The sequence below is a fragment of the Arsenicicoccus bolidensis DSM 15745 genome (assembly GCF_000426385.1).
Lineage (GTDB): Bacteria > Actinomycetota > Actinomycetes > Actinomycetales > Dermatophilaceae > Arsenicicoccus > Arsenicicoccus bolidensis.
In genome coordinates this window covers 1-17,836 of the sequence record NZ_AUFG01000013.1, presented here as the reverse complement: position 1 = coordinate 17,836, position 17,836 = coordinate 1, and the positions used below count along the sequence as shown (strand labels likewise).

15 protein-coding genes and 1 tRNA gene are annotated in these 17,836 nt (G+C 72.5%); 3 read left to right on the top strand and 13 right to left on the bottom strand.

The window, feature by feature from the left end:
* Window positions 1–38: 38 nt before the first annotated feature.
* The 9 genes from K313_RS20600 to K313_RS0108960 form a co-directional block, all read right to left on the bottom strand.
* The gene (locus tag K313_RS20600) at window positions 39–2,387 is read right to left on the bottom strand and encodes a glycosyl hydrolase 2 galactose-binding domain-containing protein (RefSeq protein WP_029211340.1); all 2,349 of its coding nucleotides are present in this window, start codon (window positions 2,385–2,387) and stop codon (window positions 39–41) included.
* Window positions 2,384–3,391 carry a DUF1839 family protein gene (locus tag K313_RS0108995; RefSeq protein ID WP_019285471.1) on the bottom strand — a complete coding sequence of 336 codons (1,008 nt, stop codon included), beginning with the start codon at window positions 3,389–3,391 and terminating at the stop codon, window positions 2,384–2,386. Before K313_RS0108995 ends, K313_RS20600 begins: the two co-directional genes overlap by 4 nt.
* Window positions 3,392–3,397: 6 nt before the next feature.
* Window positions 3,398–4,327, bottom strand: a complete 930-nt coding sequence (locus K313_RS0108990) for a class-II aminoacyl-tRNA synthetase family protein (RefSeq protein WP_029211339.1) — start codon at window positions 4,325–4,327, stop codon at window positions 3,398–3,400.
* A 12-nt stretch (window positions 4,328–4,339) separates the two neighbouring features.
* Complete coding sequence (locus tag K313_RS0108985) at window positions 4,340–5,548, bottom strand: acyl-CoA dehydrogenase family protein (RefSeq protein ID WP_029211338.1); 1,209 nt, start codon at window positions 5,546–5,548, stop codon at window positions 4,340–4,342.
* The gene (locus K313_RS0108980) at window positions 5,548–5,802 is read right to left on the bottom strand and encodes an acyl carrier protein (protein ID WP_029211337.1); all 255 of its coding nucleotides are present in this window, start codon (window positions 5,800–5,802) and stop codon (window positions 5,548–5,550) included. Before K313_RS0108980 ends, K313_RS0108985 begins: the two co-directional genes overlap by 1 nt.
* 186 nt (window positions 5,803–5,988) lie before the next feature.
* Window positions 5,989–9,588 (bottom strand): transcription-repair coupling factor, encoded by a 3,600-nt coding sequence (gene mfd, locus K313_RS0108975; protein ID WP_029211336.1) that lies wholly within the window; start codon window positions 9,586–9,588, stop codon window positions 5,989–5,991.
* Between the two features lie 118 nt (window positions 9,589–9,706).
* On the bottom strand, window positions 9,707–10,306 hold the full coding sequence (pth, locus tag K313_RS0108970) for an aminoacyl-tRNA hydrolase (protein WP_029211335.1): 600 nt from the start codon (window positions 10,304–10,306) through the stop codon (window positions 9,707–9,709).
* Window positions 10,307–10,423: 117 nt separating this feature from the next.
* The gene (locus tag K313_RS0108965; RefSeq protein WP_019285465.1) at window positions 10,424–11,119 is read right to left on the bottom strand and encodes a 50S ribosomal protein L25/general stress protein Ctc; all 696 of its coding nucleotides are present in this window, start codon (window positions 11,117–11,119) and stop codon (window positions 10,424–10,426) included.
* Window positions 11,120–11,325: 206 nt separating this feature from the next.
* Window positions 11,326–12,666, bottom strand: a complete 1,341-nt coding sequence (locus K313_RS0108960; protein WP_029211334.1) for a UDP-glucose dehydrogenase family protein — start codon at window positions 12,664–12,666, stop codon at window positions 11,326–11,328.
* A 218-nt stretch (window positions 12,667–12,884) separates the two neighbouring features.
* On the opposite strand from K313_RS0108960, the gene K313_RS0108955 reads away from it, so the two are divergent.
* Genes K313_RS0108955 through K313_RS0108945 form a run of 3 tightly spaced genes read left to right on the top strand, consistent with a single transcriptional unit; the run spans window position 12,885 to window position 14,649 of the window.
* On the top strand, window positions 12,885–13,391 hold the full coding sequence (locus tag K313_RS0108955) for a holo-ACP synthase (protein ID WP_029211333.1): 507 nt from the start codon (window positions 12,885–12,887) through the stop codon (window positions 13,389–13,391).
* Entirely contained in the window at window positions 13,388–13,636 is a 249-nt protein-coding gene (locus K313_RS0108950; protein WP_019285461.1) for an acyl carrier protein, read from the top strand. The genes K313_RS0108955 and K313_RS0108950 overlap by 4 nt, the downstream gene beginning before the upstream one ends.
* The gene (locus K313_RS0108945; protein WP_029211332.1) at window positions 13,636–14,649 is read left to right on the top strand and encodes a class-II aminoacyl-tRNA synthetase family protein; all 1,014 of its coding nucleotides are present in this window, start codon (window positions 13,636–13,638) and stop codon (window positions 14,647–14,649) included. The genes K313_RS0108950 and K313_RS0108945 overlap by 1 nt, the downstream gene beginning before the upstream one ends.
* A gap of 70 nt (window positions 14,650–14,719) precedes the next feature.
* Here K313_RS0108945 and K313_RS0108940 read toward each other — a convergent pair whose 3' ends face one another.
* The 4 genes from K313_RS0108940 to K313_RS23920 all read right to left on the bottom strand — a co-directional run.
* Window positions 14,720–15,712 carry a ribose-phosphate diphosphokinase gene (locus K313_RS0108940; protein WP_019285459.1) on the bottom strand — a complete coding sequence of 331 codons (993 nt, stop codon included), beginning with the start codon at window positions 15,710–15,712 and terminating at the stop codon, window positions 14,720–14,722.
* The gene (gene glmU, locus K313_RS0108935) at window positions 15,709–17,175 is read right to left on the bottom strand and encodes a bifunctional UDP-N-acetylglucosamine diphosphorylase/glucosamine-1-phosphate N-acetyltransferase GlmU (protein ID WP_029211331.1); all 1,467 of its coding nucleotides are present in this window, start codon (window positions 17,173–17,175) and stop codon (window positions 15,709–15,711) included. Before glmU ends, K313_RS0108940 begins: the two co-directional genes overlap by 4 nt.
* A 131-nt stretch (window positions 17,176–17,306) precedes the next feature.
* Window positions 17,307–17,385 (bottom strand) — tRNA-Gln (locus K313_RS0108930).
* Between the two features lie 25 nt (window positions 17,386–17,410).
* On the bottom strand, window positions 17,411–17,836 hold a 426-nt coding region (locus tag K313_RS23920; protein WP_029211330.1), incomplete at its 5' end, for an HNH endonuclease signature motif containing protein.

Sequence of the window (17,836 nt, the reverse complement as noted above, 5' to 3'; positions counted from 1 at the left end):
ATCGTCCGCCTCGGGGACCGTGGCGACGCGGTCCCAGCCTAGTCGGTGGTCGTGGGTGCCACGACCGGGGTGGGGATCGTCGGCGTGGGGATCGTCGGCGGGAGCAGCGGCCGCGTCGCCCGGACCTCACCCGCCCCGTCGGTCACCCAGCGGGCGCGGACCGCCGAGTAGGCCGGGGCGGACGCGAAGCGCCAGGCCCAGCCGAGGTCGCGGAAGCCCCCGAGCGCCTCCTCGACCTCGACCTGCGCGTGCCCCCGGGCCGGGACGGCGAGCTCGAGCTCCGCGTCGAGGACGGCGTCGCCCTCGAGGTCCAGGGCCTCCAGCCGGAGCGTCCCTCGCACCGGGCGCCCCGTGTCGTTGACCGCCTCGAGCAGCACCCCGTCCAGACCACGATCGAGGAGCAGCAGCGCCACCGGCGCGAGCACCTCGGGCAGCGCGAGCAGCGGCGCCTTGGGCGCGCCGATCACGTCGATCAGCCCCCACCCCGGGCCTGGTGCGAGGTCGCGGTGGGCCAGGACGATCGCGCCGCCGGTCGGGGTGGGCGAGCTGCGCCACCAGGCGAAGCTCTCGGTCATGACCCGGGCGACGGTCCGGCGCTGCAGGTCCTCCCAGCCCTCCGTGGTGAGCTGCCTGGCGGCTGCGTCGACGTCGGTGTCGACGCCGGTGTCGCCGTTGTCGGCGCCGGCGGGGTAGCGACCGATCCACGCCCGCACGTAGTGGTCGGTGACGTCCACGAAGTCCCACGACGTCCCCCGGTCGTGCGGGGCGGCCCGGCGCCACGCGGATCCTCTGCCCCGGTCGTCGGGGGCCGGCAGCAGGCCCAGGTCGTCCAGCTCCGCCATGGTCGACGGCTCGGGCGGTATGGCGAACGTCAGCGCCTCGGACGCGAAGGACACGCGCGCGGTGCGGGCGTCCTCGAGCGGCCGCAGGTAGGCCCCGACGCCGAAGTAGTGGCTCACGCCGTGCTCGATGCTGACCGGGCGGGGCCCGCCGGACGGGCTCGAGGTCACGTGGATCGCTCCGGGCACGAGCTCGTCCGCGAGGCGCGGGAGCAGGTCGTGCAGGGCCGTCATCCGCCGTCGCTCGGGGGGCAGACCCATGAGGGTGGGCTGCTGCTCGGTCTCGGTGCCGCCGCAGACGACGGCGAGGTGCGGCCAGCCGCCCCAGGCGCCGAGCTGGTCCCGGAGCTCGGCCTCGAGCTCGGCGAGCCAGGCCTCGTCCTCGGGCGGGTCGAAGGTCGCGAGCATGGCGTCCTGCCACACGAGCAGACCGCGTTCGGCGGCGAGCTCGCGCAGGACCTGGTCGGCATAGGTGCCCGTGCCAGGGATGCGGACGAGGTTGATGCCGGCGGCGACGAGGGCGTCCAGGTCGCGGGCCACCTCGGCCGGGTCGCTGGTCCAGCCGAGCGGGTCGGTGGTGGCCCAGACGACCCCCCGGACGAAGACGTCGACGCCGTTGACGGCGATCGCGAAGCGGTCGTCCTCGCGGCGGGCCCTGATGTGGGAGAAGCCGATCCGCCGGTCCAGGACCGTCTCGCCCCCGACCCGGACGTGCAGGCGGCGCAGCCGAGGCAGCCCGTGGGTGTGCGGCCACCACAGGGTCGCGCCGTCGTCGCCGGACACGACGCCCACGTCGTGCGACAGGCGCAGGTGCCATGCCCCGTCGTCCTCGAGGGTGGGCTCGGCGGTCAGCCGCTCCCCGTCCAGGGTCACCTCGACCGGGAGCGGTTCCGCGGCCCGCACGTGCAGCGCGAGCCGGGCGGTCCAGCCGTCGGGTGCCGGCTCGACCTGCGTGCGGATCGACACGACCTCCGCGCGGGGACGGGCGCGCAGGCCGGCCTCCCCGAGGATGCCGACCGGGGGCAGGACGCCCTCCCAGGTGGGGATGCGCCCGAGCAGCGGGGTCCGCCGCCACCGCAGGCTCGGGTCGGGCAGGAGCGAGCTGCGCCAGCGGGGACGGGGCTTGCGGGGCACGGGCGTCTCGCCGAAGGACGCAATCCGCACGGCGATCTCGTGCGGTCCGGCCGTGAGCGCGCCGAGATCGATGACGTGACGGCGGAAGGCGTTGTCGCTGCGCAGGATCCGCTGACCGTCGAGGTAGACGTCGGCGTGCGTGGCGATCCGGTCCAGCACCAGCCGGGCGCGCGGGAGCGGCTGGTCGAGGATGACGTTGCCGCGCAGCCACCAGGTGCTGTGGTCGGCCTCCGCGAGCGCCGGGACGCCATACGCCTCGACCACGGCGGCCGAGGCCGCGAGGGACCCGGGCACGACCGCCGCGACCCAGCCGTCCTGCGGCCAGGAGCCAGGCCCTGGCTGCTCGCCCGGATCGAACCGCCTCACCTGCCAACGGATCTCGACGGGGTCCGCACCGGCGGCGAGGACGGTCATCCCAGCTGGGCGGCGACGCGGTCGATGGCGCTCCCCCACCGCTCGGTGGCGCGCTGCAGGGTGGGCTCGAGGTCGCGCGCGCGGCCGCCCGTGATGCGGGCGAGGGCGAACTGGAGGTTCTTCATCTCCTGCGAGACGACGTCGAAGTCGTCTGCGGCCGTGCGCAGCTCGTCGGCATCGAGACCAGGCTGCGAGTCGCGGTCGGGGTCGTCGCCGTCGGCAGCACCGTCGGCGAGCCAGCGGGTCGCGTCCGCCGCAGCCTGGGCGGTGAGCCCCAGCTGCCGGGTGGCGGTGAAGGAGTAGAGGTGGAAGAACGCGAAGCCCCGCTCGGGCAGCGTCGGCGCGACCTCGCGGACCGAGTCGCACAGGTCGGCCACCGGGTTGCCGGCGGGTCGGCGCGCGAGGTGACGGGCAGCGAGCGCCGTTGCCCGGCGGCGGATCTCGGCCTCGTCCCGGACCAGCCCGTCGAGCCGGACGCGCTCGACGTAGGGCTGCGGAGCGCACGTCGGCAGGTCGCGCAGGGCCAGCGCGCCGTCGTAGTCCTCTCCGTGCAGCGCGTAGAGGCCGGAGTTGTGGAAGTAGGTCATCGCGCGTGCCTCGGGGTCCACGCGGACGGGCACGATCGTCGTCTTGACGCGCTCGGTGCCGTAGGACACGCCATCGGTGTCCGGCAGGTAGTAGGCGTCCGACTCCACGGTCAGCAGCTCACCGGCCCCGAGGTGGTCCAGCACGTGCTCCTCGACCGTGCGCCACAGGTTGATCTCGGCGACCTCGATGCCGTAGAGGTCGCGCAGGTCGTCGGTCTGCGCCTTGAGGAAGGCCCACGCCCCGGGGACCGTGCCTGCGCTGTAGGCGCACACGCCCAGCGGCTCGGGCGGGAGCCCGAGGGCGGCGGCGATCTCGATCCAGATGTCGAGGTAGCAGTTGGTCTGGGTCCAGACCCGGTCGTCGCGGTGCAGCGGGTGGGGCGTGAAGGTGTCGGCCCGCAGGTGGTCGAGCGGCATCCTCGGTCAGGCCTGCGCGTCGAGCCCCAGCCGGGCCCGCACCTCGGTCGGCCAAGACGGGACGTCCATGCCGTGCGTCGCGAACAGCGCGACGGTGACCCGCTCCAGGCCGAAGCCGATGCAGGAGCTGTGGGCGAGCTGCCCGTCGGCCGTCGTGATGTCGAAGTCGAGCCCGAAGTGGTCGTTGTGGTAGTTGGACGAGCCGAGGGCGGTGCCGGAGTGCTCCTCGCCGTAGACCTTGCACTCGAACTCGACCTTGAGGCCGGCGTCCAGCTGGCCGGCGGCAAGGATCTTGGCGGCGCGGCCGAAGAAGGGGTCGTTGGCCGGTACCTCCTCGATCTGCAGCCCGATGGAGGTCAGCAGCTCGGGGCCGACGCGACGCCCGATCTCACGGTGGGCCTGGGCCTGCTCCGGTGTGCCGATGCAGACCTTCTCGCGCATGCGGAAGGACACGAGCCGCATGGGGTCGTCGGACGGCTCGTGCCGGAAGCAGCGGTTGCCGGTCTCGTAGGTCACGCCCCGCTCCAGGCGCGAGCCCGCGTGCAGCGGGTAGGTCTGGTGGCAGGGCGCGGACAGCAGGTCCAGGCGCGCGGGGACGAGGTGCGTCGTCCAGTCCTCACCGGCGTTCTTGTCGACCACCATCGCCTTGTGCGCCTTGGTGTCGCCGGTGAACACGTCGACCGAGCCGATGAGCTGGGGGAACGAGTCGAGGTAGCCGGTCTTCTCGAACACCGGCTGCGTGAGCAGCGGGGGGAAGGAGATGACCGTCACGTCCTCGGTGGGCTGCATCTCGTGGACGAGTCGCTCCACGCCGGCCAGGACGTCCTCGAAGGTGCCGGTGAACGCGGACAGCCCGCGCAGCGGCAGCTCGACCATGTGGCCGGCCTCGACGAGGTCCCGGCGCAGGGCCAGCTCGCGGTCGTGACGTGAGGTCATGTGGGTCTCCTGTCAGCCCTTGTAGATGAGCTCGAGCTGGGCGGTGTTGCCGAGGATCCGGTCGTTGTTGACCATCAGCTGAGCGCCGTAGGCGTCCCGCAGCTGACGATCCAGGCTCACCGCCCCCGTCCGACGATAGCCCGCGATACCCACGATCAGCAGGGCTTTGGCCACGATGTCCACGACCGTCTCGGCGCTGTAGACCTTGAGGGTGTTGTAGCCGATCGCCCGGCCCATCAGCGTCGCGGCCTGGGACGTGGGGTCGACCTCGAGGTAGCCGGCCGTGGCGCCGTGCACGCGGGCCCGGAAGGTCTCGAGCACGACCTCCAGCTCGGCCATCCGCAGGCCCGTCACCGGCTGCAGCTGCCCCGACCGGCGGGCGGCCTGCCGGACCACGCCACGTGCCGTCGCCGTCGCGCCCTCGGCGAGCCCCAGCCAGCAGGAGGACCACAGAGAGTGCGCGACCGGCAGCATCGTGCGGGCCGACAGGTCGGCGTAGTCGTCGGGAAAGATCCGGTCCTGGTGGGAGCGGGCCGTGAGCACGAAGCCGGGGCTGCAGGTGCCGCGGAAGCCCATCGTGTCCCAGTCGCCCAGGGGCTCCAGCGTCAGGTCGGCCTTGTCGCACACGACGAGGACCTGGTCGCTCTCGACCGCCTCGGCATCCTTGCGCGCCGTGACGAAGATGAGGTCGGCCTCGACCCCGTAGGAGATGACGGGAGCCTTCTTGACCAGCTCGAAGGTGCCGTCGTCGGCGCGGTCGACGTGGCACAGGCTCCGTCGGACGTCACCGCCGATGCCCATCTCGGTGGTGGCTGAGCCGACGAGCAGCTGGTCGGCGGCGATGCGCCGCATCAGCTCCTGGAGGTAGGGGGTGCGACCGTGGTGCACCAGGCACCCCACCTGGATCTGGTGCATCGCAAAGATCATGGCGGTCGAGGCGCAGCCCTTGGCGAGCTCCTCGCAGGCGAGCCCGATCTGCACCACGTCGGCCCCGAGGCCGCCGAGGTCGGTGGGGATCCAGGCCCCGAGCAGGCCCGCCTCGCGCAGCGCCGTCATGGCCTCGCGCGGGAAGCGGGCGTCGCGGTCGACGTCGGGGGCGTGGACGGCGGCCACCTCGGTGGCGATGCGCCGGGCCTCCGCGACGACGTCCGTGGCGGTGGCTGCGGCGGAGCCGACGGAGCCGGTGCCCGTGGTGCTGGTGCTGGTGGCGCTGCCCGTCATCAGTCCTCCACCAGCGGCGCGAGCGCGGCCTGGAGGGCGTCGACGGACGCGAAGGTGCTCTTGACGAGCAGCTCGTCCGGGATCTCGATGTCGAGGGTGTCCTCGAGCTCGAGGACCACGTTGACGGTCGCGTGGGAGGCCAGCCCGGCGGAGTAGAGGTCGGCGTCGGCGCCGATCTGGTGGGCATCAACCTTGAGCCGGCCGGCCTCGGCCAGGGCGTCACGGATGGTGGTGGTCAGCGAGTCGACAGACATGGAGCCCTCTGGTGCGCGGGTGACGATGACATGGCACGAGCGACCACAGGTTCCCCCTCGGGTCGCTCGTCCTTGAGCCTAGTGCGGACCCCTGGCGTCCACCTCTCGTTCGCCCTGTTGCCCAACGTGCGTCACCACATTGCGTCGAACCCTGACGTCCGGTGACATCGCGGTGACGCTGTGCGGTCAGCTGCGGCCCTGCACCCCGGCCGCCGTCGCGATGTCATCCAGGAGCACCGACTGCATGAGATCGCTGGCCCAGCGCAGGATCTCGTCGTCGCGCAGCACCTTGCCGCCGACCTTGGCCGTCATGGGCGCCGGCACCAGGAGCTGCCGCTGCGGCTCCTTGACCAGGGTGCCGGGATAGAGCCGCATCAGCCGCATCTGCTGGGACTCGCGCAGCTCCACCGGGCCGAACCGGACGAACTTGCCCTGCACCCCGATGTCGTTGACCTTGGCCCGGCGGGCGACGGTGCGCAGCCGGGCCACCTCGATGAGGTTGTCGACGGCCGGCGGCGGCGTGCCGTAGCGGTCGGTGAGCTCCGCGACGATGTCGGCCAGGGCAGCCTCGTCCTCGACGACGGCGAGCTTCTTGTAGGCCTCCAGGCGCAGCCGCTCCCCCGGGACGTACTCGTGCGGGAGGTGGGCGTCGACGGGGAGCTCGATCTTGATCTCCATCGGCTGGGCCGCGGAGTCGTCGCCCCGGAAGTCGGCGACGGCCTCGCCGACCATGCGGACGTAGAGGTCGAACCCGACGCCCGCGATGTGGCCCGACTGCTCGCCGCCGAGGAGGTTGCCGGCGCCCCGGATCTCGAGGTCCTTCATGGCGACCTGCATGCCGGCGCCGAGGTCGGTATGGCTGGCGATGGTCTGCAGCCGGTCGTGGGCGGTCTCGGTGAGCGGCTTCTCGGGGGGGTAGAGGAAGTAGGCGTAGGCGCGCTCGCGGCCACGCCCCACCCGCCCGCGCAGCTGGTGGAGCTGGGACAGGCCGAGCATGTCGGCGCGCTCGACGATGAGGGTGTTGGCGTTGGAGATGTCCAGGCCGGTCTCGACGATCGTCGTGCAGACGAGCACGTCGAACTTCTTCTCCCAGAAGTCCAGCACGACCTGCTCGAGCCGGTGCTCGCCCATCTGCCCGTGCGCGGTCTCGATGCGCGCCTCGGGGATGATCTCGCGCAGCCGGGAGGCGGCCCGCTCGATCGAGGACACCTTGTTGTGGACGAGGAAGACCTGGCCCTCGCGCAGCAGCTCGCGCCGGATGGCCGCGACCACCTGCTTCTCGTCATACGCACCGACGTAGGTGAGCACCGGGTGACGCTCCTCGGGCGGGGTCGCCAGGGTGGACATCTCGCGGATGCCGGTGACGGCCATCTCCAGGGTGCGCGGGATCGGGGTCGCGCTCATCGCGAGCACGTCCACCGAGGTGCGCAGCGCCTTGAGCTGCTCCTTGTGCTCGACCCCGAAGCGCTGCTCCTCGTCGATGATGACCAGGCCGATGTCCTTGAACGCGATCTCCTTGGACAGGAGCCGGTGCGTGCCGATGACGAGGTCGACGCTGCCGTCCTTGAGCCCGGCGACGACCTCGCGCGCGTCCTTGTCGGACTGGAAGCGGGACAGCGCCTTGACCACCACGGGGAACTGCGAGTAGCGCTCGGAGAAGGTGTTGTAGTGCTGCTGGACGAGCAGGGTCGTCGGCACCAGCACGGCGACCTGCTTGCCCTCCTGGATGGCCTTGAAGGCGGCGCGCACCGCGATCTCGGTCTTGCCGTAGCCGACGTCGCCGCAGATGAGGCGGTCCATGGGCACGGGCTTCTCCATGTCGGCCTTGACCTCGTCGATGCTGGACAGCTGGTCCGGCGTCTCGACGTAGGCGAAGGCGTCCTCGAGCTCGCGCTGCCAGGGGGTGTCCGGCCCGAAGGAGTGCCCCGTGGTCGCCATGCGGGCGCTGTAGAGCCGGATGAGCTCCCCCGCGATCTGCTTGACGAACTTCTTGGCGCGGCTCTTGGTCTTCTGCCAGTCGGAGCCGCCCATCTTGGACAGCGTCGGCTGCTCGCCGCCCACGTAGCGCGTGACCTGGTCGAGCTGGTCGGTGGGGACGAAGAGCTGGTCGGCCGGCTGCCCGCGCCGGGAGGAGGCGTACTCCAGCACGAGGTACTCGCGCGTGGCGCCGCCGACGGTGCGCTGCATCATCTCGACGAACCGGCCCACGCCGTGCTGCTCGTGCACGACGAAGTCGCCGGGGCGCAGCTGCAGCGGGTCGACCTGGCTGCGGCGCCGCGAGGGCAGCCGGCGCATGTCCTTGGTGCTGGTGCCCTGGCCCGACGTGCCGGTCAGGTCGGCCTCGGTCAGGACGACGAGATCGACGCTCTCGCAGGCGAACCCGCGGCCCAGCCGGCCGGTGGTGATGGACGCGACCCCGCCCTCGATCTCGGCGCCGTCGGCGAGCAGCCGAGCGGGCAGGCCGCCCTCGCCGAGCAGCTCGACGAGGCGCTTGGCGAGGCCCTGCCCCTCGGTGACCATCAGGACCCGCCGCTGGTCGTGCAGCCAGCCCTGCAGGTCGGCGAGCACGGCGTCGCGGTCCCCGCGGTAGGCCGGCGTCTCGACGGTCGGCACCGTGAACGTGAGCGCGTCGTCGTCGCTGCTCTCCATCAGCTCGGCGAGGTCCTCGTCGGCGGCGAAGGGCGTCAGGGTCCACCACGGCCGGGAGGTGGCGAGGGCGTGCTCGCGGACGTCCCCGAGCTGCCAGTAGGACGCGGTGCCGAGCACGCTCTCGAGGTCGACGGGCACCGCGTTGCCGGCGGCGGCGTTGGCCCAGCTCGCCTCGAGGAACTCGGCGCTCGTCGCCACCAGGTCGCGGGCCCGGGTGCGCACCCGCTCGGGGTCGCACACGACGACGTGGGCACCCGCGGGGAGGGTGTCGAGCAGGCTCTCCATGCCGTCGACCAGGGCCGGCCCGAGGGACTCCATGCCCTCGGCGGCGATCCCCTCGGCGACCTTGTCGAGCAGGTCGCGGACGCCGGGCAGCTGCTCGGCCAGCGCGCGCGCCCGCTCACGGACCGCGTCGGTCAGCAGGATCTCGCGGCAGGGCGGTGCCCACAGCCCGTGCTCGGCGGCCTCGAGGCTGCGCTGGTCGGCGACCCGGAACCACCGGATCTCCTCGATCGTGTCGCCCCACAGCTCGACGCGCAGCGGGTGCTCCTCGGTCGGCGGGAAGACGTCGAGGATGCCGCCGCGGACGGCGAACTCGCCGCGTCGCTCGACCAGGTCGGTGCGCGTGTAGGCCGCGCCCACCAGCGCCTCGACGATGTCCTCGAGGGGGCGCTCGTCGCCGGCGACCAGGGCCACGGGCTCGAGCTCGCCGAGGCCCGTCGCGATGGGCTGGATCAGGGCCCGCACGGAGACCACGAGCACGGCGATCGGGCCGTAGGCCGGGTCGTCGGCGGACGGGTGCGCGAGCCGCCGGAGCACGGCCAGCCGCCGCCCGACGGTGTCGCTGCGGGGGCTGAGGCGCTCGTGCGGGAGGGTCTCCCAGCTGGGGAACTCCGCCACGGCGTCGTGCGGCAGGAAGCAGCGCAGCGCCGCGGCCAGGTCGTCGGCCTCGCGCCCGGTCGCCGTCACCGCCAGGATCGGGGTGCCACCGCGGTGCTGGGCCAGCAGCGCGATCAGCGGGGCGCGCGAGCCGCCGGCCGCGGCCACGTCGACGCGCTGCTCGACACCGACCGACTCCAGGACCCGACGCACCGTGGCGTCGCGACCGAGGACGTCGAGGAGGGCAGGCAGCGCCATGAGCAGTCTCGCTTCCGGGGGAGGTGGCGTCCGAGGAGGATCTGGGCCGCGGGCAAGCCTACGCCGCAGCACCGACACACCCCCTCCCTGCGGGAGCGTGAGGACGACGGCTACGAGGTCAGCGGGCGTTCCAGCGGTCCTGGGCGTAGGTGAGGCCCTGCGTCAGCAGGTCCTCGACGACGTCGGCGGCATCCTCGAGGAGCACGCCCACGTCGGCCCGCTCGCCCGAGGCGAAGTCCTTGAGCACGAAGTCGGCGGGGTCCTGGCGTCCCGGGGGGCGGCCGATGCCGAGGCGCACCCGCACGTAGTCCTTGGTGCCGACGCTCTTGCTGATGGACCGCAGGCCGTTGTGCCCGCCCTCTCCCCCGCCGAGCTTGACCCGGGAGGACGCGAAGGGGATGTCGAGCTCGTCGTGGATCACCACGAGCTGGCGCGGCGGCACCTTGTAGAAGGAGGTCAGCGCCTTGACCGGGCCGCCGGACTCGTTCATCCACGAAGACGGGACGGCGAGCACCGCGCGCGGGCCGGGGGCCCCGCCCGGCAGGACGCCCACGCGCACCTCGGCGGCGGCGGCTCGCGCCTTGTGGCGCTTCAGCGTCGCCCCCGCCCGCGCCGCGAGCACGTCGACCGCCATGGCACCGACGTTGTGCCGGTTCCTGGAGTACTGCGTCCCGGGGTTGCCGAGGCCCACGACGAGCCAGGTGTCCGAGGTGGTCATGTCAGGAAGTCTCCCAGAGCGAGGGGGTGGCACGACGCCGCGGCGCCCAGGTCCTGCCTGGGCGCCGCGGCGTCATACGGGTCGTGCTGCGGGACGGGCCCGCGGGAGGGGCGAGGCTCAGGCCTCGTCGCCCTCGGGCTTGGCCTCGTCGCCCTCGGCGGCGTCGGTGCCCTCGGCGGACTCGCCCTCGGCGGCCTCGTCCTCGGACTCCTCGTGCTCGATGCCGGCCTCGGCCTCGGCCTCGGCGAGCTCGGCCTCCAGCGCCTCCGCGGAGACCTGCTGGGTGATGTTGACGACGAGCAGCTCCTCGTCGGACACCAGCGTGGAGCCGGCGGGCAGCTCGATCTCCTTGGCCAGGATCTGCGTGCCGGCGGCCAGGCCCTCGACGGAGACCTCGACACCCTCGGGGATGTGGGTGGCCTCGGCCTCGACGGAGATGACGGGGTTCTCGAGCTGGACGACGGTCTCGCTGGCGGCCTCGCCCGTGAGGGAGACGGAGATGTCGACGGTGACCTTCTCGCCGCGGCGGACGACGACGAGGTCGACGTGCTCGATGACGACGGTGCGGATCGGGTCGCGCTGCACGTCGCGGGCCAGGGCGTACTGCTCCTGGCCGTCGACGACGATGGTCAGCAGCGCGTTGGGGTTCTTGAGCGCCAGCAGCGTGTCGTGACCCGGGAGGGTGACGTGCACGGGGGCGGCGCCGTGGCCGTACATGACGGCGGGGATCTTGCCCGCGCGGCGGATGCGGCGGGCAGCGCCCTTGCCGAACTCGGAACGGGCCTCGGCCTGCAGGACGGTGGCGTCGGACATGTCGACTCCTCGGGGGGTGGTGGGGAGATATCGGTCGGGCCTCGACGCGGGACACGGCGCGGACGCGACGACGCGTCAGCAGGAGGCGACTCCCACCACCGCGTCGATCACGGACCTGGTCGGTGCTGCGCACCGTGCCCTGTCCCTCGCCGAGGCAACCGCACCAGCATAGCCGAGCCCGGCCGTATGCCGGAACCGCCCCGTGGTCACCAGGTCGTGCTGGCGCGGCCCATCCCGCGGTAGGACCAACCCGCAGCCTCCCACCGCCCCGGGTCCAGGGCGTTGCGGCCGTCGATGATCGCCCGCTCCTTGACCACCGAGCCCAGCTGGTCCGGCTCCAGGCTCGTGAAGTCGCTCCACTCGGTCAGCAGCATCACCAGCTCCGCGTCCACGCACGCCCCCCGCGCGTTCGGCGCCGTCTGGATGTGCGGGTAGCGCGCGTGCAGGCCCGGCAACGCGATCGGGTCGGTCACCACCACGTCCGCGCCCTGCCCCACCAACCTGGTCGCGACGTACAACGCCGGCGAGTCCCGCAGGTCGTCGCTGTCCGGCTTGAACGCCGCCCCCAGGATCGCGATCCGCCGACGCTCCACGCTCCCCCCGAAGTGCCGTTCAGCCAACGCCACCGCGTGCTGACGACGACGCTGGTTGATCGCGTCCACCTCCCGCAAGAACGTCAACGCCTGGTCCACCCCCAGCTCACCGGCCCGCGCCATGAACGCCCGGATGTCCTTGGGCAGGCACCCACCCCCGAAACCCCCCCCCGCCCGCAGGAACTTCGGACCGATCCGCTCGTCGTGCCCGAGCGCCTCCGCCAGCCGCGTCACGTCCGCCCCCGTCGCCTCGCACAGCTCCGCGATCGCGTTGATGAAGCTGATCTTGGTCGCCAGGAAGGAGTTAGCCGCCACCTTCACCAGCTCCGCCGTCTGGTAGTTGGTCACCAGCCGCGGCATCCCGTGCGACAGCACCCCCGCATACACCTCGTCCAGCAGGTCACGCGCCGCCTCCCCCGCCACCCGGTCCTCCGGCAGGCCGTACACCACCCGGTCCGGGGTCAACGTGTCCTGCACCGCGTACCCCTCGCGCAGGAACTCCGGGTTCCACACCACCGTCGCGTCCACACCCTCACGCGCGCACCAGTCCGCCAGCCGCGCCGCCGTCCCCACCGGCACCGTCGACTTGCCCACCACCAGCGCCCCCGCCACCGGGTGCTCACCCATCACCGCCAGCAAGGACCCCATCGCCGCGTCCAGGTGCGACAGGTCCGCGGCATACCCCGACTCCCGCTGCGGTGTCCCCACCCCCACGAAGTGCACCCGCGCCCCCGCCACGTCCCCCATCTCCGTCGTGAAGCGCAACCGCCCCCCGTCCACCCCCCGGCGCAACAGCTCCGCGAACCCCGGCTCGTAGAACGGCGCCTCACCCCTCGACAACCGGGCCACCCGCTCGACGTCCACGTCGACCCCCACCACCTCGTGCCCCAGCTCAGCCATGCTGGCCGCGTGCACCGCACCGAGATATCCACATCCGATCACCGAGAGCTTCACGGGCCCGAAGATAGGCGCTCGGCAAGCCGAACGGGGCGTCGCGCGGTCGACGAGTCGCCGAACGCCCTGTGAACGTTCGGCCACCCGCCTCGTGCGGGGCCCTCGAGTTCTGGCCAACCGCCCCCCACGCCGGGGGGCCACCACCTAGGATCGGGCTGTTGACCGGCAGGAACGCCGCCGGGGGAAGCCGACGAGCAAGGGGCACGGACGGGGTGGACATGAGCGAGGGCTGCGTCGCCGAGCGTCCGTCGACGCGGGGCGCACAGGTCGCTGCCGTGGGCGTGGACACCGCCGACGTCGGCGAGGTCGGCCGATCCCTGGACGCGTACGCCGACCGCTACCGCGACTTCCTCCTCTCCCCCCGCGAGCGGGCCGAGCAGGCGGGCCTGACCGGCCGCGCGCTCGTCCTCGACACCGCCCGGCGCTGGGCGGCCAAGGAGGCCGTCACCAAGGTGCTCGGCCCCAGCGACGCGGACCCCTGGCCGTGGCGACACATCGAGGTGGTCGGCGACGCCCGACGACCGACGGTCCGGCTGCACGGGCGCCCGCGCGAGCTGGCCGACCGGCTCGAGATCCACGAGCTCGTGGTCGAGGCGCCCGTCGAGGCGCCCGACCTCCCCCGTCGCAGCACCTACCTGACCGACACCATCACCGTCACCGCGGTGGGGCTGCGCCCCGCCCGCACCGCAGACCAGCCGACACCACCGCAGGAAGGGACACCATGAGCACCGACACCATCGAGGCCGTCCGCACCGTCGTCGCCGCGCACGCCGGCCTGGAGCGCGACGCCTCCGAGCTGGCGCCCGACGACGACCTGTTCGACGCCGGCATGACCTCGCACCGCAGCGTCAACCTCATGATGGCGCTCGAGGACGACCTGGACGTCGAGTTCCCCGACGACCTCCTGACCCGCGAGACCTTCACCTCGCTGCGCTCCATCAGCGACGTCGTCGAGCGGATACGCGGCTGATGAGCCTCGTGGGGGTGCAGCCGGGGGGCCGGCACGTCGAGCTCGAGCAGGACGCGACGAAGCACGTCGTGCCGGAGCCGACCACGCCGGAGCCGACCACGCCGGCGCAGCTCGCGCCGGAGCACGTCGAGTTCCGTCGGGCCCTGGTCGAGGCGGGCCACCTGCTCCCCCTGCGGCAGCAGGGCACGTGGGGCCGGGGCGCGGACCTGGAGCGCGTCGTGCTCGGCTTCGTCGGGCGGCTGGACGCGATGTACTCCGACCGGCCGCAGACGGCCTACCACTTCGGGCCGCTCATGCCGCAGGGATGCTTCCAGCTCACCGGCTACGTCAGCTCCCAGCCCCACCTCGTCGGCAGCGTCGACATCTTTCGCGGCGGGGACTCCGAGCACCGCGAGCTGCTGGCCGAGTGCGAGGCGGGCGAGGACTGGACCCACCGGCTCGAGCCCGCCGGCCTGATGCTCGGCTCGGCCGCGTGCCACCCCCTGTATGCCGCGCTGGCGGGTCAGCAGGTCAGCGGTTCCTACCTGATCTACGGCCACGCGTTCCGCCACGAGCCGTCCGACGATCCCTTCCGCTCGATCACCTTCCGCCAGAAGGAGTCCGTGCACGTCGGGACGCACGAGGACTGCGCCGAGCACCGCGACCACTACTTCGGCCGGGCCCGTGACCTGCTCACCTCCCTCGGCCTCGAGGTGGAGGGCGAGGTCGCCAACGACCCCTTCTTCGGTCGCGCCGGCCGGCTGATGGCCCGCGGCCAGCGCGCCGCCGAGCTCAAGCGCGAGCTGTCGGTCCAGGCCTACGGACCCGGGCACCCCCGCACCGCGCTCGCCTCGGCCAACCTGCACGGCCCCCACTTCGCCCAGGCCTTCGACATCACCCTGCCCGACGGGTCGCCGGCCGAGACGGCGTGCATGGGCTTCGGCGTGGAGCGGGTCGCCCTGGCGCTGCTGCGCGCCCACGGCCTGGACGTGCGCGAGTGGCCCGCCGAGGTGCGCCGGGAGCTCGCGCTCTGACCGTATGACGCCCGCACGCCGCCTCGGGGTGACCCCGTGAGGCGGCGTGCGTCCGGCATACGGCCGGTCGTCAGTGAGCGCGCTCCGACGCGTGGTCGAAGAGCGAGGTGACCGACCCGTCCTCGAACACCTCACGGATCGCGTCGCCGATCAGCGGGGCGATCGACAGCTCCGTCAGCTTGTCGAAGCGCTTCTCCTCGGGGATGGGCAGGGTGTTGGTCAGGACGACCTCCCGCGCCACGGACGCCTTGAGCCGCTCGACGGCGGGGTCGGACAGGATGCCGTGGGTCGCGACGATGACCACGCCGCTCGCGCCCGCCGCCATGATGGCGTCGGCGGCCTGGCAGATCGTGCCGCCGGAGTCGATCATGTCGTCGACCAGGATGCACATGCGGCCCTCGACGTCACCGACCACGCGGTTGGCGACGGACTGGTTGGCCTTGTGGGGGTCGCGGGTCTTGTGGATGAACGCCAGCGGGGTGCCGCCGAGGCGGTTGGCCCACTTCTCGGCGACCTTGATCCGCCCGGCGTCCGGGGACACCACGCACAGGTTGTGGTGGTGGTACTTGTCGTAGACGTACTCCGACAGGATCGGGATGGCCTGCAGGTGGTCGACCGGCCCGTCGAAGAAGCCGGAGATCTGCTCGGTGTGCAGGTCGACCGCGATGAGCCGGTCCGCGCCCGCGGTCTTGAACAGGTCGGCCATGAGCCGGGCCGAGATGGGCTCGCGACCGAGGTGCTTCTTGTCCTGGCGGGCGTAGCCGTAGAAGGGCATGACCGTCGTGATGCGCTTGGCGCTGGCCCGCTTGAGCGCGTCGATCATGATGAGGTTCTCCATGATCCACTCGTTGATCGGGGCCGTGTGGCTCTGGATCACGAAGGCGTCGGAGCCGCGGACGGACTCCTGGAAGCGCACGTAGATCTCGGAGTTGGCGAAGGTGCGGAAGTCGGTCGGGACCACCTGGGTCTCGAGCTGGTAGGCCACCTCCTCGGCGAGCGCGGGGTGCGCCCGGCCGCTGAAGATCATGAGGTTCTTCTCGTTGGTGCGCTTCACACCGGTCATCGGGTGGTGCCCTCCTGCTTGCTGTCGTCGCCCTGCTGGGCCGTGGCGGCGGCTGCTGCCTCGGCGGCCTTGGTGCCCGGGCGCCGCTCGGCGATGTAGCCCGGGATGTTGCGCTGACGGCCACGCGCGACGGCCAGGTCGCCGGCGCCGACCGGCTGGTTGATGGCGGAGCCGGCCGCGACGAAGGCGCCGTCACCGATCTCGGCCGGGGCCACGAGCACCGAGTTGGAGCCGATGAAGACGTGCTTGCCGAGGGTGCTGCGGTGCTTCTGCTCGCCGTCGTAGTTGGCGAAGATCGTGCCGGCGCCGACGTTGGTGCCCTCCCCGATCGTCGCGTCGCCGCAGTAGGTCAGGTGCGGGACCTTGGCGCCGTCGCCGATCTGGGCGTTCTTGGTCTCGACGAAGCCGCCGACCTTGGCCTTGACGCCGAGCGTCGTGCCGGGGCGCAGGTAGGAGAACGGACCGACGGTGGCCTGCGGGCCGATCTCGGCCAGGAGGGTCTGGGACCGGATGACGCTCGCGCCGTCCCCCACCTGCGTGTCCTGGAGCGTGGTGTCGGGACCGATCTCCGCGTCGGTGCCGATCGTGGTGGCGCCGAGCAGCTGGGTGCCCGGGCGGATGGTGGTGTCGCGGCCGATCGAGACGTCCGCGTCGATCCACGTGGTGGCCGGGTCGACGACGGTGACGCCCTCGCGCATCCACCGCTCGACGATGCGGCGGTTGAGCTCCTTGCCGAGCGTGGCGAGCTGGACGCGGTCGTTGACGCCCTCGGTCTGCCACAGGTCGTCGACGACGTGGGCGCCGACCGTGAGGCCCTGACCCTTGGCGATGGCCAGGACGTCGGTGAGGTACTTCTCGCCCTGGGCGTTGTCGGTGCCCACCTGGGCGAGGGCGCTGCGCAGCACCTGGGCATCGAAGGCGTAGAGACCCGAGTTGATCTCGGTGATCTCCCGCTGCTGCGGCGTCGCGTCCTTCTGCTCCACGATGGCGGCGACCGAGCCGTCGGCGTCGCGCACGATGCGGCCGTAGCCCGTGGGGTCCGTGAGGTGCGCGGTGACGACCGTGACGGCGCTGCCGGTGGCGTCGTGCTGCTCCAGCAGGGCCGTGAGGGTGACCGACTCGAGCAGCGGCACGTCGCCATACGTCACGACGACGGTGCCGGACAGGTCGGCCGGCAGCTGCTCGAGGCCGCACTCCACGGCCCGGCCCGTGCCCTTGACCTCGTCCTGGTCGGCGATCACCGCGTCGGGGGCGATCTCGGCGACGTGCGCCGCCACCCGCTCCCGCTCGTGACGCACCACGACCGCCAGGTGCAGCGGCTCGACGCCCTCGGCCGCCCTGATCGCGTGGCCCACGAGGCTGCGGCCTCCGATGGTGTGCAGCACCTTGGGGGTGGCGGACTTCATCCGGGTGCCCTCGCCTGCGGCGAGGACGATGACGGCGGCAGGACGAACTGCGGTCACTGGGGGTCTCCAGCCTGGCGGGGACAGGGCTCGTGCGCGCAGACGGCGCACGCCGTGAACTCTACCGGTCCACCAGGTGACGGCCGTCGGGTGCGCGCGTCCGTGGACGTCGCCGTCTCACGCGCGCCGGGCTCCCCGGGTAGGAATCGAACCTACGTCGCTTGTCCTGATTCAAAGTCAGGCGGGCCCTGCCAGCAGACCAACCGGGGAACGTCGCCTGAGCGACCGCCCAAGCCTAGTCGACCGGGTCGGCGGGTCGGCGCGGGTGGCTGCCGACGGGTCCCCAGATGGAGGGGATCAGGGGTGGGGGCGTGGTGGTGTGCTGACTGCCGTCGGGGTAGCGGTAGGTGATCGCTGGTGGCGGGTCCCAGCCGGTGTCGTCTGGCCGGTGCTGGAGGCCGTGTGCGGTGTGGCCGGCCGCTTCGTGGGCGTAGTTGTGGGCCTCGCACACCCCGACGCCGTTGCTCGCGCTGGTGGGCCCGCCGTCCCGCCACGCCTGGACGTGGTCGACGTGACGGATGGGCGAGTCGCAGCCCGGGGCCCGGCAGGTCCCGTCGCGCCACACGATCAACCGGCGCAACGCGCCGTCGAAGGTGCGACCTCGCGCATCCAGGGCGACCAGCTGCCCGGTGTCGGGGTGGGTGTACAAGCGGCGCAGGAA

Bases quoted from the DNA above. Each gene is read 5' to 3' on its own strand.
- K313_RS20600 (WP_029211340.1), bottom strand. From the start codon at position 2,387: ATGACCGTCCTCGCCGCCGGTGCGGACCCCGTCGAGATCCGTTGGCAG.
- K313_RS0108995 (WP_019285471.1), bottom strand. From the start codon at position 3,391: ATGCCGCTCGACCACCTGCGGGCCGACACCTTCACGCCCCACCCGCTG.
- K313_RS0108990 (WP_029211339.1), bottom strand. From the start codon at position 4,327: ATGACCTCACGTCACGACCGCGAGCTGGCCCTGCGCCGGGACCTCGTC.
- K313_RS0108985 (WP_029211338.1), bottom strand. From the start codon at position 5,548: ATGACGGGCAGCGCCACCAGCACCAGCACCACGGGCACCGGCTCCGTC.
- K313_RS0108980 (WP_029211337.1), bottom strand. From the start codon at position 5,802: ATGTCTGTCGACTCGCTGACCACCACCATCCGTGACGCCCTGGCCGAG.
- mfd (WP_029211336.1), bottom strand. From the start codon at position 9,588: ATGGCGCTGCCTGCCCTCCTCGACGTCCTCGGTCGCGACGCCACGGTG.
- pth (WP_029211335.1), bottom strand. From the start codon at position 10,306: ATGACCACCTCGGACACCTGGCTCGTCGTGGGCCTCGGCAACCCCGGG.
- K313_RS0108965 (WP_019285465.1), bottom strand. From the start codon at position 11,119: ATGTCCGACGCCACCGTCCTGCAGGCCGAGGCCCGTTCCGAGTTCGGC.
- K313_RS0108955 (WP_029211333.1), top strand. From the start codon at position 12,885: ATGAGCGAGGGCTGCGTCGCCGAGCGTCCGTCGACGCGGGGCGCACAG.
- K313_RS0108950 (WP_019285461.1), top strand. From the start codon at position 13,388: ATGAGCACCGACACCATCGAGGCCGTCCGCACCGTCGTCGCCGCGCAC.
- K313_RS0108945 (WP_029211332.1), top strand. From the start codon at position 13,636: ATGAGCCTCGTGGGGGTGCAGCCGGGGGGCCGGCACGTCGAGCTCGAG.
- K313_RS0108940 (WP_019285459.1), bottom strand. From the start codon at position 15,712: ATGACCGGTGTGAAGCGCACCAACGAGAAGAACCTCATGATCTTCAGC.